Below are 18,169 nucleotides of genomic sequence, written 5' to 3' on the forward strand. Positions count from 1 at the left end.
GCCCACCAGCGGGCTCGACCGCCGAGCCGCAGCATCACGATCTTCGCGACCTCGCCTGAGAATCTTCGCGACCCTCGCTCGCGTCGGCCGCGCGATCGCATGAAAACCTTGATATTTCCGCCCTGACGCGCGCTGTGCATATAGAGGCGCGTGGTCCTCGCGCGCCTCGTCTGCCTCGTCCTCGCCCTGTCCGCGGCCAGCGTGCGCGCGGCGCCGGCCGAGTCGGCGCTGAGCGGCCCGTTCGACATCGAGACCGCGGTCGCCGTGGCCCTCGAGCGCAGCCCCGGCCTGCAGGCGGCCGCCCACCGGATCCGCGCCGCCGAGCACCTCGCCGACGCCGAGCGCCGGCCCGAGCCCACGCGCCTCACCTTCGACATCTGGCAGGTCCCGCTGGCGCGGCCGTGGGCGTGGAACGAGTCGCCGATGGTCATGCTCGGCCTGCGCCAGCCGGTGCCCGCGGCCGGCAGCCTCAAGGCCCGCGCCGCGGCCCGGCGCAAGGACGCCGCCGCCGACGCGGCGACCCGCGACGTCGTCGCCCAGGACCTCGCCAGCGCGGTGCGCCACGCCTTCATCGACTACGCCGCCGCGACCGCGCGCCACGGCGTGCACCTCGAGCACCAGCGGGTCAGCGAGCACGTGCTCGGGCTGGCGAAGGCCCGCCAGGTCGTCGGCGGCACGCTCCTCGAGATCGCCCGCGCAGAGACCGAGGTCGCCCGCGCCCGCGCCGACGTCGCCACCGACGCGACCGCGACCCAGGCCGCGCGCACCCGCCTGAACACCCTCATGGCCCGCGACGCCCACGCCCCGCTCGGCGCGCCGAAGGACCCGTCGCCGGCGACCGTCCGCGCCGACGCGAGCGGCCTCATCGCCGACGCCCAGGGCGGGCGCCCCGAGACCCGGGCCGCCGACGCCCGCCGCGAGGCCGCCGCGCTCGACCTGCGGGCCGCGCGGCGCGAGGCCAACCTGCCGAGCGCGATGCTCGGCGTCGCCTACTTCCCCGCCACCAGGCCGATGCCGATGCACGGCTACGGCCTGATGGTCGACCTCCAGCTGCCCTGGCTTTCAGGACAGGGTCGAAAGCGCAGGGACGCCCAGGCCGAGCTCAGCGCCGCGGCCGTCCGCGACGTCGCCCAGGTCAAGCTGAGCATCGCCGGCGAAGTCTCGGCCGCGCTGGCGACCGTGCAGAGCGCGTCCGAGCGCTACCAGGCGCTCACCCGCGAGGCCCGCCCGGCCAGCCTGCGCGCCCGCGAGGTCGCGCTGACCGGCTACGAGGCGGGCCGCGGCGACTTCACCGAGCTGCTGGCCGCCGAGGCCGTCCACGTCGAGGTGGCGATGGACGTCATCGCCGCCAAGTCCGACCTCGACCACGCCCTCATCGACCTCGACCGCGCCGTCGGCTCGCCGGTCGCCCGCCGACCCCTGGCCCAAGGACCCGCCGCGCCATGACGGACCCCCACGACGAGCACGAGACCATGCGCGAGGGCGCCGAGGCCCCGCCGCCCGGCGTCGCCGTGATGGCCGCCGTCCGCTGGCTCATCCTGCTCGGCACCCTCGCCGCCGCCTGCTTCTCCTGGTGGTCGTACGCCCGCGCCGAGCCGGTCGCCGAACAACATGCCCCGAAGTACAGGTGCCCGATGCACCCGCAGATCACCGCGCACGAGCCCGGCGAGTGCCCGATCTGCCACATGGCGCTCGAGCCGATCCCCGAGGAGGAGGCCGCCGCCGCGGTGTACCGCTGCCCGATGCACCCGCAGATCCAGCAAGGCGAACCCGGCTCGTGCCCGATCTGCGGCATGGACCTCGAGCGCGTCGCCGCCGACGATGCGGCTGTCTCTGCGGACATGCCCCCGGGGACAGCCGCGATCACCCTCGGCCTCGACCGCCTGCAGGCGATCGGCGCCCGCGTCGTCGTCGCCGGCGAGCGCGAGTTCGCGGCCGAGCTGCGCAGCGCCGCCCTGACCGAGTTCTCCGAGGACGGCGCGGCGCGGGTGCACGTGCGCGCGGCCGGCTTCATCGAGAAGATCGCCGTCGCCGAGACCGGGGTGCGGGTGCGCAAGGGCCAGGTGCTGGCCGAGTACTACAGCCCGGAGATCTACCAGGCCCAGGCCGAGCTGCTGGCCGCGAGCGGCTGGTCCGGCCAGGTGGTCGGGGCGGCCCGCCAGCGGCTCGAGCTGCTCGGCCTGTCGCGCGCGAGCGTCGACCGGATCGTCAAGTCCGGCAAGCCCGACCGCACCACCCCGATCGTCGCCCCGGCCAGCGGCGTCGTCGTCGCCCGCACCGCCGTCCTCGGCGCCTACGTCCGCCCCGAGGAGCCGCTCTACGAGCTGCGCGAGGACCACGCGCTCTACCTCGTCGCCGAGCTGCCGGCCGCGCGCGCCTCGTCCATCAAGACAGGTACCAAGGGACATGTCCGATTCACCAGCCGGCCCGACCTCGACCAGGAGGTCGCCGTCGACCTGGTCTACCCCGCCGTGTCCGCCGACAGCCGCAGCGTGCGCGTGCGCCTGCCGCTCGACAACGACAAGCGCGAGCTGGTGGCCGGGATGCCGGCGGTCGTCACGTTCACGCTGCCCGGCGAGACCGGCGTGGCCGTCCCGCGCGACGCGGTCGTCGACGCCGGCAGGCAGCCCTACGTGTTCGTCGACGCCAGCGGCGGCCGCCTGGTCCCGCGCCCGGTCGTGCTCGGCGTCAAGGACGACGAGTTCGTGCGCGTGCGCGAGGGCGTCAGCGCCGGCGAGCGCGTCGTCGCCGGCGCGACCTTCCTCGTCGACGCCGAGAGCCGCCTGCGCGCCGCCCTCATCCCTCCCTCCGACCACGCGGCGCACTGACGCCGGCCCTCGCGCATGCTCACCGCCATCGGCAAGCTCATCGACGCCTGCGCGCACCACCGCGGCCTGGTGATCATGGCCTACGTCGTGCTCGGCTGGCTGGCCCTGCGCGCGCTCGAGCGGGTCCCGCTCGACGCCGTGCCCGACCTGTCCGACCCGCAGGTCATCGTCTTCACCGAGTGGCGCGGCCGCTCGCCGACCCTGGTCGAGGACCAGGTCACCTACCCGCTGACCGCCTCGCTGCTGGCGGCCCCCGGCGTCGAGGCCGTGCGCGGCTACTCGATGTTCGGCATGTCGTTCGTGCACGTCCTGTTCGCCGAGGACGTCGACGTCTACTGGGCCCGCTCGCGCGTGCAGGAGTACCTGGCCGGGATCGGCCCGCGCCTGCCCGAAGGGGCAGCCGTGACCCTCGGCCCCGACGCCACCGGGATCGGCTGGGTGTTCGAGTACGCCCTGGTCGATCGGACAGGTCAGCACGACCTCGCCGAGCTGCGCGCGCTGCAGGACTTCGAGCTGCGCTACGCGCTCGAGAGCGTCCAGGGCGTCGCCCAGGTCGCCAGCGTCGGCGGCTACGAGCGCCAGTTCCAGGTCCAGCTCGACCTCGAGCGCCTGCGGGCCCACGGCCTCACCGTCGCCGACGTCGCCGACGCCGTGCGCAAGACCTCCGGCGAGTCGTCGGGGCGGATCCTCGAGCTCGGCGGGCGCGAGGCGTTCGTGCGCGGCCGCGGCTACCTCCAGGACCTCGCGGGCCTCGAACAAGCTGTCCTCAAGGCCAGCCCCGAGCTCGGCGCGCCGCTGCGCCTCGGCGACGTCGCCGAGGTCCGGTTCGGCCCCGACATCCGCCGCGGCCTCGCCGAGCTCGACGGCCAGGGCGAGGTCGTCGGCGCCATCGTCGTCGCCCGCTACGGCACCAACGCCCGCGACGTCATCGAGCGCGTCAAGGCCCGCCTCGACGAGGTCGCCGCCGGCCTGCCGCCGGGCGTCGAGGTCGTCACCACCTACGACCGCAGCGACCTCATCGACCGCGCGATCGCCACCTTGAAGGCGGCGCTGGTCGAGGAGGGCGCCGTCGTCGCCCTCGTCATCCTGATCTTCCTCCTGCACGTGCGCAGCGCCCTGCTGCCGATCGTCGGCCTGCCGCTGGCGGTGCTGCTCGCGTTCCTGCCGATGGCCTGGCTCGGGATCCCCGCCACCATCATGAGCCTCGGCGGGATCGCCATCGCCATCGGCGCCACCGTCGACGCCGAGATCGTGATGGTCGAGGCCTGTCACAAGCGGCTCGAACATGCCCCGAAGGACATGTCCGAAGAGCAAAGGCGCAACCTGCTCGCCGAGGCCGCGCGCGAGGTCACCCCGGCGATCTTCTTCTCGCTGCTGATCATCGCCGTCGCCTTCATCCCGGTGTTCGGGCTCGAGGGCCAGGCCGGGCGCCTGTTCAAGCCGCTCGCCTACACCAAGACCTTCGTCATGCTGGCGGCCGCGCTGCTCAGCGTCACGCTCGCGCCGGCGCTGCGCGACCTGCTGGTGCGCGGCAAGATCTACAGCGAGGAGCGCCACCCGATCTCTCGCGCCATCCGCGCGGTGTACGAGCCGTTCGTCTACGTGGCCCTCCGCAAGCCGCGGACCACCCTGGCGATCGGCCTGTTCGCGGTGCTGTCGGCGATCCCGGTGTTCATGCGGCTGGGCAGCGAATTCATGCCGGCGCTGAACGAGGGCGACATCCTCTACATGCCGACCACTTTCCCCGGCCTGTCGATCGAGGAGGCCAAGCGGCAGCTCGCGCGCCAGGACGCGCTGCTCGCCGGGCACCCCGAGGTCGAGCGCGTGTTCGGCAAGGTCGGGCGGGCCGAGACGGCGACCGACCCGGCGCCGCTCAGCATGGTCGAGACGGTGGTGATGTTGCGGCCGCCGGAGGAGTGGCCGACCGTGACGCGCGAGCGCTGGTGGAGCGGCTGGGCGCCGGCGTTCATGCGCGGGCCGCTGACGCGGATCTGGCCCGAGGAGACGCCGGAGACGTGGGACGAGCTGGTCGCCAAGCTGTCGGCGAGCGTGCAGATGCCGGGCTGGACCCAGGCCTTCACGATGCCGATCCGGGCCCGCGTCGACATGCTCACCACCGGCGTGCGCACGCCCGTGGGCGTCAAGGTGTTCGGGCGCGACCTGGCCGCGATCGAGGCCGCCGGCGCGCGCGTCGAGGCGGTCCTGCGCGACGTCCCCGGCACCCGCAGCATCCTCTACGAGCGCTCGCTGGGCGGCGTGTACGTCGACATCGTCCCGCGCCGCGACGACCTCGCGCGCCATGGTCTGCAGGTCGCCGATCTCGGTGAGTTCGTCGACCTCGCGATCGGCGGCGAGCCGATCGCCGCGACCATCGACGGCCGGCGCAGATACACCGTCCAGCTGCGCGTCGCCGGCGACCTGCGCGACGACCTCGAGCGCCTGCGCGAGCTCCCGGTCGCCGTGCCCGGACCCGCGTCCGCGGTCACGCGCACCGTCCCCCTGTCCGAGGTCGCGGACGTCGCGCTCGCCGAGGGTCCGCCGATGTTGCGCAGCGAGGCCGGCCTGCTCGTCGGCTACGTGTACGTCGACATCGAGCCGTGGCGCGACCTCGGCGGCTACGTCACCGACGCTCGCGCCCGCGTCGACGCCGCTCTCGCCGCGGGCGAGCTGGTCCTCGGCCCCGGGATGTACCTGAAGTGGACCGGCCAGTACGAGCAGATGCAGGCCATGGAGGCGCGGATGCGGGTGCTCGTCCCCCTCGCCCTCGCGCTGGTGGCCCTGCTGTTGTGGCTGCAGTTCCGCGACCTGACCGAGGTCCTCATCGTCCTGCTGTCGATCCCGTTCGCCCTGGTCGGCAGCGCCTGGCTGCTCTACCTGCTCGACTATCGCCTGTCGACCGCGGTGTGGGTCGGCATCATCGCCCTCGTCGGTCTCGCCGCGCAGACCGGCGTGGTGATGATCGTCTACATCGACCAGGCCTTCTTTCGCCGCCTGCGGGCCGGCAAGATCCGCGACCTCGACGACATCATCTGGGCCCACATGGAGGGCACTGTCCTGCGAGTGCGCCCCAAGTTGATGACGGTGTCCTCCATGATGCTGGGGCTCGTCCCGCTGCTGTGGGCCACCGGCAGCGGCGCCGACGTGATGAAGCGGATCGCCGCGCCGATGGTCGGCGGGCTGGTGTCCAGCGCCTTCTTGACCCTGGAGCTCATCCCCGTCGTGTACACCTACTGGCGTTACGCGCAGCTTCGCCGGTCCCAACGGACAGGTCGTCCGTTGGCCGAGATCTGCGGCCTGGATCGCTGAGCGCGCCGCCTGGTTCGCATGCGCAGGCGCGCAGAATTGCCCGCGCGGGCACGCGCCGGGGCCGGCGGCTGGAGCGCGAAGCAGGCCTACAGGTGGGCGTGATCCGCCGGTGGCGATTTTTCGCTACAGTCGGTGAAGTGTCGACGGCCATCACGGACGGAGCAAACTCCGCTCCTGTGGCGAGGCGTTCGCCAGCGTCCGCCTCGCTCGGCGACGCACGGATCCGCCAGATCCGCTTCGCCATCATGGCCTTCGTCGGGCTGACCACGACGCTGGTGGGGACCGCGATCTTGAGCACCGCGGGGCCCGAGCAGGACTGGGACCGGCTGTCCGGCGTGGTCTACGTCGTCATCGCCGCGTTTTGCTTCGCCACCTGCTCGCTGACGCGGACCCGGCTGACCCGCACCTCCGAGCTGATGATGCTCGGCACCGCCTACGGCGGCACGGCCGGGGTCGTCATCACCAGCAAGCCCGACACCGCGCTGCTGGCGGGTGTCGCCGCCCTCACCCTCGTCGTCTTCCTGCCCGGCATCGCCATCCGTACCCGCGGCCGCTCGGGCATCGCCCACATCGTCACCATCAGCACCGTCTACGTCGCCAGCGTGGTCGCCCGCCTGCTCCTGCGCGAGGACGAGGCCGGGACCCAGTTCGGCGACATCGCCATCAAGCTGCTGGTCCCGCCGACGGCGTTCTGGCTGCAGTGGTTGATGGCGCGCGCGCTCAACCAGCGGATCATGGAGGCGCTCGAGGAGAGCGAGCGCTCGCGCAACGCCCTCGCGGTGTCGAACCAGCTGCTCGAGCTGACCAACCGCAGCCTCGAGGCCGCGCGCATCGACGCCGTGCGCGCCCGCGACGGCGCCGAGACGGCCAACAAGGCCAAGAGCATGTTCCTGGCCAACATGAGCCACGAGCTGCGGACCCCGCTCAACTCCGTCATCGGCTACACCGAGATGATCATCGACGAGGCCCGCGAGGACCGCCAGCGCCCGATCAGCGACGTGCTGCCCGACCTGCGCAACGTCGTGCTGTCGGCCAAGCACCTGCTCGGCCTCATCGGCGGCGTGCTCGACCTGTCGAAGATCGAGGCCGGCCGCATGGAGGTGGTCAACGAGCAGTTCGCGCTGGCCGAGTTCGTCCGCGAGGTCGAGCAGACCATCTTGCCGGCCGTGCGCCGGCGCAACAACCAGCTGCACGTCAAGTGCGACGGCGACATCGGCACGATCGTCACCGACCGCGGCAAGCTCAAGCAGGTCCTGCTCAACCTGCTCGGCAACTCCGCCAAGTTCACCAGCGAGGGCCAGATCTTCCTCCGCGCCCGTCGCGAGCCGAGCTCGCTGGTGTTCGAGGTCCGCGACACCGGCATCGGCATCGACCCGGCCAAGCTCGGCCTCATCTTCGAGAAGTTCACCCAGATCGACGCCACCTCGACCCGCCGCTACGAGGGCGCCGGCCTCGGCCTGGCGATCACCCGCGAGCTGTGCGCCATGATGGGCGCCACCATCGACGTCTCGAGCGCGATCGGCAACGGCACCACCTTCGTCGTCGTCCTGCCGCTCACCCCGACCGTGCCCGAGCGCGCCGCCGCGGCCTGACGCGTGGCCCTTGCGACATGCCCCGAAGGGCATGTTATAAAGGCCAGCCTTTCGCGTCGAATCGGCTCGCGCCGGCAGGCCGCGCGCGCCTGTCCCTCGGGACATCCCCTCGCCCCGCCCACCCGTGAACTCCTCCGCAGCGTCGCAGCGGGCGGGGCAGCCTCGGGCGCGGCCCTGCGACGAGGCTCACACCGGCGCGCCTCGCGTGCGGCACCCCGCCGCACGCCGCGATCGCCGTGCGAACCCGGCCCCACTTCCGGCTACACCATCGGCATGCCGTCGCGGACCGAACCCGTCTCGCGCCCTCGCCTGCTGGTGGGCGGACTGCTGCTGCTGCTCGTCGCGCCGATCGCCGTCCAGGGCCTCGTCCGCCTGCTGTCCTCCTGGACAGGCGAGCCCCACGCCGCCGTCCTCGTCACCCTCGCCGCCCTCGTCCCCGTGCTGCTGGCCGGCGCCGTCGCCCTCGCGCGCGGCGTCGTCCGGCCGGCGGTCGCCTGGGCCGGGGGCGGGCTCGCCGGCGGCCTGCTCTACGCCTTCACCGGCGCGCCCGTCTCGTCGCTCGCCGTGGCCGCGCTGGGCGGATGGATCGCCGCCCGCGGCCTCCCGCTGGCGGCCCGCGCCCCCCTGCCGCGCGGGCGGGTCACGGCCGCGCTGTGGGGCCTGCTCGCCGTGCTCGCGCTGCTGCAGTTCGGGCGCATGAGCGTGTTCATGGCCGACCCGACCCAGCAGTGGGGCGCGCTCGCACCCGCCGAATTCCTCACCCGCCACTCGTGCCTCACCAGCTACGTCCACGGCGCCGAGCTGGCGCGCCGCGGCGACGCCAACATCTACGACGACCGCTACGGCTCCGAGCCCGAGCACCCGGTCCCCGAGCTGCCGCCCGCGATCGACATCGGCCCGCTGACGATGGACACCTACGAGTATCCGCCGCAGTTCCTGGCGCTGCCGCGGCTGATGCTGGCGCTCTCGTCCGACTTCATGGCGATCCGCGCGCTGTGGTTCGCGCTCACCGTCGCCGTGTTCGTGGCCGTCAGCCTCGCGCTGGCGCGCTGGCTCGGCGGCGAGGCCGAGAGGCGCGCGCGGCTGTTGCTGCTCGCCATCGGCCTGTCGCCGCCGCTGCTCTTCACCGGCTACTTCGGCAACTTCCAGCCGATGGCGATGGGCCTCGGGGCGCTGGCGATGCTGGCGATCGTCCAGGGTCGGACGCGCAGCGGCGCGGCCCTGCTGGCGTTCGTGATCAGCGCCAAGATCTTCCCGGGGATCCTCGGCGTCTGGCTGCTCGCCTCGCGCCGCTGGGCCGCCGCCGCGTGGACGGTGCTGTTCGCCGCGCTCTACGCCGCGCTCGCGGCGGCGCTGTTCGGCACCCGCCCGTACGCCGACTTCATCGGCTACCACCTGCCGCGCCTCGCCAGCGGCGAGACGTTCGCCTTCCTCAGCGAGCCGATGGCGGCGATGTCCAACCTCGGCGTGTTCGGCGTGCCGTTCAAGCTGCGGCTCGCCGGCTGGGGCGGCTCCGAGGCCGACGCGTGGGCGCTGGCCCGCCAGCTCGCCTGGGTCTACACCCTCGTCCTGTTCGTCGTCGCCGCCTGGTCCGGCTGGCGCCGCCGCGACCCCGTCACCACCCACGAGCGCGTCGTCATGATCGGCGAGTGGTTCGGCCTGCTCGCCCTCGGCGCGCTGCGCAGCCCGTTCGCCCCGCCCGAGGCCCTGATCCCGCTGGTCTGGGCCCTCGGGTTCCGGGCCGCCGCCGCCGAGCACCGCCGCCAGGTCGTCGCCGCCGTCGTCGCGTGGGTCGTCATCATGATCACCCTGCCGACGCCGAACCAGCCCGCTGCCGTCGTCTCCCTCGCCGTGCAGGCGATCGTCTATGCCACCGCGCTGTGGCTGGCGCTGGCCGCCCGGCGCTCGCGCTGACTCGGTCACGCCGGGTGCTCGACCAGCCAGGCGTCGATCCGGCGCCGGGCCTCGTCGGGGTCGGCGAGCGGCAGGCCCTCGGCGGCGGCGCGGGCCAGGGCGCGGCCGGCCGCGCGGTCGCGGCGCCAGCGAAGCGACGCCGCGGCGAGGTGGTCCTCGACGATCTCGAGCCCGACGGACGGGTTCTTGGCCACGATCGCGCGCGCCCGGGCGAGCAGCGGCGCGGCCTCGGCGTCGCGGCCGACGGCGGCGAGCACCTCGCCGAGCAGCGCCGCGGCGAAGCCGACCTCGACGTGCTCCGGCCCGAACACCCGCTCGCGGATCGCCAGCGCCCGCTGCAGCGGCGCGATCGCCTCGGCGGGGCGCTCGCTCAGGCGCATCAGCATCCCGAGGTTGTAGAACACCCACGACGCGTCGCCGCTGTCCTGCTCGCCGCGCGCGTGCACGATCGCCTCGGCCCGCCGCAGGTGCGCCTCGGCCCCGACGAACTCGCCGCGCGACGCCAGCTCGAGCGCGAGGTTCATCAGCGGCGTGACGAGGAACATGTCCTCGGGGCCATGGGACGCCTCGGCCAGCGTCAGCGACTTGCGGGCCAGCGCCAGGCACTCGCCGTCGCGGCCGGCCCGGCACGACGCCACCCCGAGCCCGCCGAGCGTCTCGGCGATGCCCGGGTGATCGGGCGCCAGGCTGTGCTCGCGGATCGCCAGCGCGCGGCGGAAGTAGTCCAGCGCCGCCTCGTCGTCGCGGCGCAGCACCGCCACGCGGCCGAGGTTGTGCAGCACCACCGCGACGTCCGGGTGGTGCTGCCCGAGCGCCCGCCGGCGCAGCGCCAGCGACTCGCGCAGCAGCGCCTCCGCCTCGTCGAGCCGGTTCTGGTCGGTGCGCGAGGACGCCAGCGCGTTGGCCACCCGCGCGTACTCGAGCGGCGCCTCGCGCCGGCGCGGCTCGGCCAGCGCCAGCGCGCGCGTCTGCACCTCCGCCGCGTCGTCGAGGCGGTCCTCCTCGACCAGCGTCATGCCGAGCCCCGCGAGCAGGTGGATCCGCGGCCCGGGCGGGTCGCCGAGCCGGCGCAGCTTGGCGTCGGCGACGTCGCTCCACAGCAGCGCCTCGGCGCGCCGGCCGAGCCGCACCCCGTCGACGTGCACGAGCTGGGTCGCGGCGTGCACCGCCGCCTCGTCGTGCCCGGCCGCCTCGGCCACCGCGAACGCGCGCCGCAGCGTCTCGCGCGCCCCGGCGTAGTCGGCGGTGGCCGACTGCGTCAGCCCGAGGCGGACCAGCGCCTCGGCCAGCGCCGGCTGGTACCCGATCGCCTCCGCCGTCTCGACGCAGCCGCGCGCCGCGTCGCGGGCGGTGACGAAGCGCCCCGCGTCGTACTCGGCCTTGGCCCCGGCCAGGCGGTCGCGCAGCGCCGCGACCGCCGCGACCTGGTCCGCCTCGCGCGGCGGCGGCATCTTCTCCGCCTCGGCCCGCAGCGCCGCCAGGTCGGTGCAGCGCGACAGCGGCGTCAGCCCGCTCGCCGCCTGCGCCGCCCCGCGGACCGCGTCGACGTCGGCCGCCCGCAGCACCTCCGCCACCGCCGCCAGCTCGGCGCCGCGGCGCTCGAGGCAGCCGTCGTGCAGCGCCAGCACCTCGGCCGCCAGCCCGCCCGAGCGGCGCAAGAGACATGCCCTTGTAGACATGTCCTTGAGTTCATCCGCGTACGCGTCGAGGCGCACCGCCGCGGCCGCCCACGCGTCGGCGGCGAACGGCGCCTCCGTGGCCAGCACCGCCGCCCGCGCGGCCGCGCGGCCCTGCTCGTCCCAGCCGGCCACCAGCCCCGCGCCGGCCCGGCAGCGCTCGCCGACCTGTCCGTCCGGACCTGCCCCTGCGACCATGTACCCGAGGCCAGCCGCGACCGCGATCGCCGCCAGCGCCCCGGCGGCCAGCAGCCGCCGCCGCCCGCGCTGGGCCGCCTCGGTCAGCGCGGCCAGCAGCGCCGGCATGTCGGGGAAGCGGGCGTCGGGGTCGAGCGACAGCCCGCGCCGCAGCACCGCCGCCAGCGCCGCCGGCACCGGCCCCCGCGGCGTCCGCAGCGTCCCCGAGAACACCTGCGGCGCCAGCTCCTCGAGCCTGCGGCCGACGAACGGGCGCGCCCCGTACAGCCCCTCCCACAGCGACACGCAGAAGCCGAACTGGTCCGAGCGGGCGTCGGCCGGCCCGCGCAGCATCTGCTCCGGCGCCATGTAGGCCGGCGTCCCGAGCAGCGTGCCGGCCTCGGTCAGCGGCCCCGACAGCGCCGAGTCCGACGCGAACAGCCGCGCCGAGTCCGACAGCGACTGCGGCAGCGACGGCGCCTCGTCGTCGCCCTGGGCCGGCACCCTGGCGATCCCGAAGTCGACCACGCAGACCCGCCCGGTCGCGTCGATCATCGCGTTGTCGGGCTTGAAGTCGCGGTGGACCAGCCCGGCCGCGTGCGCCGCCGCCAGCCCGCGGCCCGCCTGCACGTAGGCCGCCAGGATCTCGCGCCACGTCCTGGCTTGCCTCTTCTGCCATGTCCTCAAGGTCAGCCCGTTGAAGAACTCCATGGCCAGGAACACCCGCCCGGCCGCGCTGCCGACCGCGTACACGTGGATCACGTTGGGGTGCGACAGCTTGGCCAGCGCCTGCGCCTCGCGCAGCATCCGCGCCCGCCCGAACGAGCCCTCGGTCTCGGCCGCGTGCATCCACTTCAGCGCCACGCAGCGGTCGAGCTCCTCGTCGTAGGCGAGGTACACCACGCCCATCCCGCCGACCCCGAGCTGGCGGATCACCGTGTAGCGGTCGATGCGGAACGGCTGCGGCGGCGGGACGTCCGGCTTCGCCGCCGCGCCTGCGTCGTGCCGCGTGGGGACATCGCTCGGGTCGCCTGTCGCCGCCGGTTCCACCCTGGCCGCACCAGCGTACCGAGCGACACGCGCCGCGGGAACGCGGCCGCGTCACTTCCCGCAATCCGCGACCACGCGCGCGCGCAGGTGAGAACTCGGGCCCTCGCCGAGGCGCCGCGCGCCTTCGACCGTGCGGCCCCGCCGCCTCACTCGGGGTCGCACGCGCCGTCGCAGAAGTTCTCGATCTGCCCGCCTGGCCGGAGGAACATGTCGATCTGCTCGCGGATCTTCGGGTTGCGTCGCACCAGCTCGTGGGCTTTCTGGTCGTCGGGCGGCTCCGGCGGCAGCTTCGCCTCGATGCCCGGCAGCTCCGCCAGCTTGAAGTCGACGGCGACCGCGGCCGAGCCCGCTGCCGGCGCCGGTGTGGTCTGAAGACCGTAGACCTCCTGCGCCGCCGGGTCGAGCAGGTCGATCCCGGTCGCGCGCAGCAGCAAGTGACTGGCGAGGTTGTTGACCGAGTGGTCGCCGACCCCGTAGCTGAACAGGATCTTGCGCTCGGGGCTGTCGACCGGCGGGTCCTGCAGCACGCGCGGCGCGTAGGTCAGCGGGTCGACGCGGTCCCACGTGTGCTGGCTCAGCGCGATGAACTTCTGGATCGCCAGCGGCTCGTCGCCGATCACCACCTTGACGATGTCGAACAGCATCGAGAACGAGCCCGACCGGGTCATCATCAGCGAGTACGGTCCGCCGCCGACGTCGAGCACCGCCTTCTCGATCACCGGCGACAGCGCCATGAACGTCATGCCGAAGATCGAGCCCTGGGAGATCCCGTACCAGTACAGCTGCTCCGGGTCGTACAGCGGCTGGGCGAACGCCTTGAGCTCGTCGCTCTCGAACAGCGTCGTCTGGATCGCGTAGGTCAGCGCCAGCTGGTTGGCGAGGCCCTGGTGCAGCCGGTCGGTGAACTGGAACACGTTCGACGGGTCGTCGAAGATCGCCTCGACCACCGCGGTCTGGTCCTCAAGCGCCATCCCGGCCCACTCGACCGCCACCATCACGAACTTGCGCTCGGTCGAGAACGCCCGCATCGCGCTCCAGTTGATCTCCTCGCGCTCGCCGAAGAACCCGTGGCCGTACTGGATGATCCGCGCCGGCTCGAAGTTCGCGTCGAGCGGGTACACCGACTGCGGCACCTGCAGCGTGAAGGGCACCCACGTCGTCCCGTTCTGCGCCGGCTTGCCGTCGGGCCCGCGGTGGATCTTCGCCATCGGCTCGTCCGCCTCGAGGTAGAGCGGCACCTCGATCTTGCCCTCCACGCGCAGCGCGAACTCCTCGCTGTAGTCGGGGATCACGGCGTCGAACTCGACCGCCGGGCCCGTCTGGCCCAGCGTGGCGACGATGTCCTCGCGGATCGCCAGCAGGTCGTCGGTGTTGCGCGCGTCCGATGCCGTCGTGAAGTCCCACGCCAGCTGCAGCCCCGCGCGCGCCACCCCGGCCTGCTCGAGCACCGGGAAGATCTGCTCCTCGTAGCGCTGCGCCAGCGGCTCCAGCACCGGGTGTCCGGCCACGTCGCCCTGCAGGATGTGGGCGAAGCCCAGCGGCGGCGCCACCGACGAGCCGTCGGCCGCCACCAGCCCCTGGAACGCCACGATGTAGCGCGCGCTGTTCTTCAGGCGCACGAACGGCCGCACGATCAGCGCCTGCCGCGTCGGGTCCGCGGTCATCGCGTCGAGCTCGACCCAGTGCGGCACCAGCTCGCCCGTGTCCGCCTCGATGAGCAGCGTCGGGCTCGTCGCCGCCAGCGTCGCGTCGCCGCCGCCTGTGTGGAACGTCAGGTTCTGGGTGTCGATGCCCTCCGGGAACAGCGCCAGGATCGGCATGTGGTGCGAGAACCCGTCGGCCGGGTGCATCGGCAGGTTGTCGATCGGCGCGCCCATCATGGTCTTCGGGACAGCCTGCTCCGTCAGCGCCACCCGCACCCCGTTCGGCAGCTCCGCGTCCTCGACCAGGAACCAGTCCGACGGGTACGGCAGCATGCAATCGGCCGCGTAGGCGATCGGGTTGCAGCCCTCGGGCACCTCGGCCGGCGGCAGCGGCTCGCCGGTCGTCGGCGCGTCCGTCGTCGCCGCCGTGTCCGTCGTCTCCGTCCCCGACGTCGTCGTCGGCGCCTCGGTCACCGTCCCTGCGTCCGTCGTCGTCGCCGCCTCGGTCGTCGACGAGCTCGCGTCGGTCGTCGCCGAGCCCGAGTCGCCGCAACCCGCGGAGAGCAGCAAGAGCGCCGTCAACGACGCGAGGCACGAACAGGGGGACGAGGGTCGCGGGTCAGTCATGATCGGGCGATCATAGGCCCTGCGCGCGCCGTCTCGCCGGCGCCCTCGCGCGGGGCCTCTCACCCTCGCGGCCGCCCTCGCGCGCCCGCGCGCACACGGCGACGGTTCGCTCGCAGACGCCGGCGGAGCCGTCTCACGCGCGCCCGGACGGCAACGCGCGGCGCACCAGCGCCACGTACAGCAGCAGCCCGACCGGCCCGAACATCAGCGTCGCCAGCAGGCACGGGATCACCGCCCAGTGCGACGTCTGCCGCGCCTCCGCGTCGCGCACGATCCACGACCCGACCCACAGGTCGAACGCCAGGTAATGCACCCACCCCGCGAGCATCACCCACGGCTTCTGGAACAGGCGCATCACCCCTTCCAGCGAGTTGAAGTCGTCGAACGACCCGAAGTCGAAGTTGGGCGCCAGGATCGCCAGGTAGAGCGCCGCCAGCAGCAGCGAGAACAGCCCGCTGTGCACCAGTCGCCGCGTCACCCGGGCCCGCGGCGCGAACCATAGCAACACCCAGCCGGCGAGCGCCGCCGAATTGACGATTGTGAACAGTCGATGCGGATCCACGACCCGCATCCTTTCACACCGCCCAAGCATTGCCAATCGCCGCCGCCCCGGCCACGCCGCGACCCTCGACGCGAACCACCGATATCCCGCACGCCTCGATCGCGGCGACCCCCGGCGACCGCTCCTCTGCCTGGCGAAGCCGGCTCATCGAGCCGCAGGATCACCCCGCGCCCATCGATCGCGGCGAGCTCCCCCGCTCGAGCGGCGCTCGAGCCTGCGGTCGCCGCGATGTCTCGCGGCATGAAAAATGGCCCGCGCCTGCGACCGACCACGCGAGTTCGCACCATCGCAAGCCCCCCTGCCGCGGCTCGTGCCGCGCTCACCGACCTGCCCTTTGGGACATCTCCTTGCGCACGCACCGACCGCCGTATTTGGGGTCTGTGGCCCTCGCCATCGTGCGCGGATCCGTCCGATCGACCCGTCATGGTTCACCCCACCCCGCACGTGTGGCCCACGATCTCGCACCCCCGGGAGAGGTCGATCGTGCGAGCCGCGCCGTGGGTGCTCGTGATAGATTGAGCGGCGCTCCGGCCTGCCGCCGCACCGGGCGCCGGTTCACCACGGGTGCGAGCCTCGTGTACTTCCGTGTCGTCCAGCAGTCGCGCGAAGCGCTCGCGTTTCAGGTCCTCCTCGAGGGCGACCGCGTCTGCCTGACCAGCGTCGAGTTCCGCGACCAGGCGGCCGTGCAGCGCGCCATCGAGGCCGTGATCGCCAGCTTGCGCGAGGGCGTCGACGCCTCCTTGCAGGTCGAGGGCGACAGCTATCACTTCACCTTGCGCGGCGAGGACGGCACCCTGCTCGCGCGCGGGATCTCCTGCCCCAGCCCTGCCGAGGCCGACGCCGGTCTCGCCGAGCTGCAGCAGTGGGCAGGCACCGTCGAGAGGTTCCGCGTCGTCAACCTCGCCAAGCCGCAGCGGAGCGGCGCGCGGGCCGTCGAGACCATCCAGGTCGCCGTGCGCTACGACCTCGAGGCGTGCACGCGGGCCAAGAAGCCCGGCCTCGAGCTGTTGAACCGCGCCAGCGACGGCCTCTTCACCGCCCACCTTCACGGTGAGCGCGGCCAGGTGCTGCTCTACTTGCGCGGCTTCACCACCCGATTCGCGCGCGACGAGCAGGTCGAATCGGTCCTCAACGCCGCCGCCGACGTCCGGCGATTCGACCGCCGCGAGGCCGAGGGTCGGCGCTACTTCGTCCTGACCGCGCGCAACGGGCGGGAGATCGCGCGCAGCCCGTGGCTCGCCGGCGAGGCCGAGTGTGACGCCGCGATCGCCGAGGTCGTGCGGCTCGCCCCGATCGAGGCGCGCGAGTACGTCGGCGCGCGCACCCGCCGGAAGGTCGCCGAATCGGGCTACGACCTCTCCCGCAGATCGACCTCGGGAGCCGCCGGGTTCGAGGTCTTCCGGGCCGACGACGGCCATCACTATTTCCACTTCAACGACGAGCGCGGCGAGGCGCTGCTGTTCAGCCACGGGTACAGCACCCCCAAGGCCCGCGATCACGGCATTCGCAGCCTCCTCAAGGGCGCCGGCGACCCCGTGTGCTACCGGGTCGCCGGCGACGAGCTGCGCTTCGCCATCTCCGCCGTCAACGGCCGCGAGCTCGCGCGCAGCCGCCTGTTCGGCAGCCGGAGCGCCCTCGACCGCGCGACCGCGTGGATCCGCGGCGAGATCCTCCAGTTCGGCCGCAAGTACGGCATTCGCCTGTGGGAGTCGTCGTTCATCGAGCTCCCGCACGACCACGACGCCGGCGGGCCCGCGCCCAACCCCGACGATCTGGCCCGCCGGGCCCTCGACGCCTCCGGCGACGGCACACTGACCCGCCTCGCTCCGCCCTCCGCAGCGGCCACGAACGGAGGCGCGGCCCCACGTCCGCCCGCGCACCCGTCGCAATTCCGCCTCGCTGCCACCGCCGCCCGCGAGCCCGAGCCATCCCCTGCACCTTCTCCCGCCCCGGCCGCCGCCCGCGAGTCATCCCCTGCACATTCTCCCGCCCCGGCCGCCGCTCACTCCGCCGGGTCGGCCATCAATCCTCCCGTCGCCCCCTCCCTCGATTCGACCGCCGTCGAGCCTCCCGTCACCCCCTCCCTCGATTCGGCCTCCGTCGATCCTCCCGTCGCCCCCTCCCTCGATTCGGCCTCCGTCGCTCCTCCCGTCGCCCCCTCCCTCGATTCGGCCTCCGTCGCTCCTCCCGTCGCCCCCTCCCTCGATTCGGCCTCCGTCGCTCCTCCCGTCGCCCCCTCCGCCGGATCGACCAGCGCTCCTCCCGCCACCCCCTCCATCGGGTCGGCCATCGCTCCTCCCGTCGCCTCCTCCGTCGATTCTGCCGCCCTCACTCCTCCCGTCGCCCCCTCCGTCGATTCGCCCTCCGCTCATTTCTCCCGCGCCCCTGTCGCCGCGCCATCCTCCGAATCGACCGCTGACACGCCTCTCGACGGCGACACCTCGACGCACGCCCTCCCGGACCTCGAGTTGTTCGATCCCTCGCCGCGTCGCTCCGAGCGAAGCGATGCGCCGGCCCGCGATCGATCCCAGCCTGCCGACCACGCCGCGCACCAGGCCAGCGGCCCCTTCTCCGCCCGCGAACTCGACGACGCGCTCGCCCCCCTGGACGCGCTCGAGTTCGACGCGTCCGCCGACGAAGGCGACAGTTCCAATTCCCTCGACCTCGAGGACTCGCTGACGATCGCGCTCGACTCCACCGACTTTTCGACCTTCGCCCCCGAATCACCGCACCACCTCGTCGCGCCCGCCCTCTCCGAGCCCTCGCTGCTCCTTGCACCCTTGCAGTCCTCCGG

The 18,169-nt window shown here is 73.4% G+C and carries 8 protein-coding genes and 1 pseudogene; 6 read left to right on the forward strand and 3 right to left on the reverse strand.

Going from position 1 to position 18,169, the window contains the following annotated elements; genetic code table 11:
• Window positions 1-150: 150 nt before the first annotated feature.
• From K7C98_RS36480 to K7C98_RS36500, 5 genes are all read left to right on the forward strand, one after another.
• On the forward strand, window positions 151-1,446 hold the full coding sequence (locus K7C98_RS36480) for a TolC family protein (RefSeq protein WP_224196495.1): 1,296 nt from the start codon (window positions 151-153) through the stop codon (window positions 1,444-1,446).
• Window positions 1,443-2,828 carry an efflux RND transporter periplasmic adaptor subunit gene (locus tag K7C98_RS36485; RefSeq protein ID WP_224196496.1) on the forward strand — a complete coding sequence of 462 codons (1,386 nt, stop codon included), beginning with the start codon at window positions 1,443-1,445 and terminating at the stop codon, window positions 2,826-2,828. Before K7C98_RS36480 ends, K7C98_RS36485 begins: the two co-directional genes overlap by 4 nt.
• 15 nt (window positions 2,829-2,843) lie before the next feature.
• Window positions 2,844-6,134, forward strand: a complete 3,291-nt coding sequence (locus K7C98_RS36490) for an efflux RND transporter permease subunit (protein WP_224196497.1) — start codon at window positions 2,844-2,846, stop codon at window positions 6,132-6,134.
• A 176-nt stretch (window positions 6,135-6,310) separates the two neighbouring features.
• Window positions 6,311-7,726: a sensor histidine kinase gene (locus tag K7C98_RS45235; RefSeq protein WP_224196498.1), complete on the forward strand. Its 1,416-nt coding sequence runs from the start codon at window positions 6,311-6,313 to the stop codon at window positions 7,724-7,726.
• Between the two features lie 273 nt (window positions 7,727-7,999).
• Window positions 8,000-9,640 (forward strand): glycosyltransferase family 87 protein, encoded by a 1,641-nt coding sequence (locus K7C98_RS36500; protein ID WP_224196499.1) that lies wholly within the window; start codon window positions 8,000-8,002, stop codon window positions 9,638-9,640.
• A 5-nt stretch (window positions 9,641-9,645) separates the two neighbouring features.
• Here K7C98_RS36500 and K7C98_RS45240 read toward each other — a convergent pair whose 3' ends face one another.
• The 3 genes from K7C98_RS45240 to K7C98_RS36515 all read right to left on the reverse strand — a co-directional run bounded on the left by K7C98_RS45240 (window position 9,646) and on the right by K7C98_RS36515 (window position 15,375).
• The gene (locus K7C98_RS45240; RefSeq protein ID WP_224196500.1) at window positions 9,646-12,543 is read right to left on the reverse strand and encodes a tetratricopeptide repeat protein; all 2,898 of its coding nucleotides are present in this window, start codon (window positions 12,541-12,543) and stop codon (window positions 9,646-9,648) included.
• Between the two features lie 146 nt (window positions 12,544-12,689).
• On the reverse strand, window positions 12,690-14,813 hold the full coding sequence (locus K7C98_RS36510; RefSeq protein WP_224196501.1) for a hypothetical protein: 2,124 nt from the start codon (window positions 14,811-14,813) through the stop codon (window positions 12,690-12,692).
• 133 nt (window positions 14,814-14,946) lie between these two features.
• Complete coding sequence (locus K7C98_RS36515) at window positions 14,947-15,375, reverse strand: ABA4-like family protein (RefSeq protein WP_224196502.1); 429 nt, start codon at window positions 15,373-15,375, stop codon at window positions 14,947-14,949.
• 515 nt (window positions 15,376-15,890) lie between these two features.
• Between K7C98_RS36515 and K7C98_RS36520 the strand changes: the two are divergent.
• Window positions 15,891-18,169: pseudogene (locus tag K7C98_RS36520) on the forward strand (DUF1508 domain-containing protein); the annotation flags it as partial.

The organism is Nannocystis pusilla (assembly GCF_020073745.1).
Classification (GTDB): domain Bacteria; phylum Myxococcota_A; class Polyangia; order Nannocystales; family Nannocystaceae; genus Nannocystis; species Nannocystis radixulma.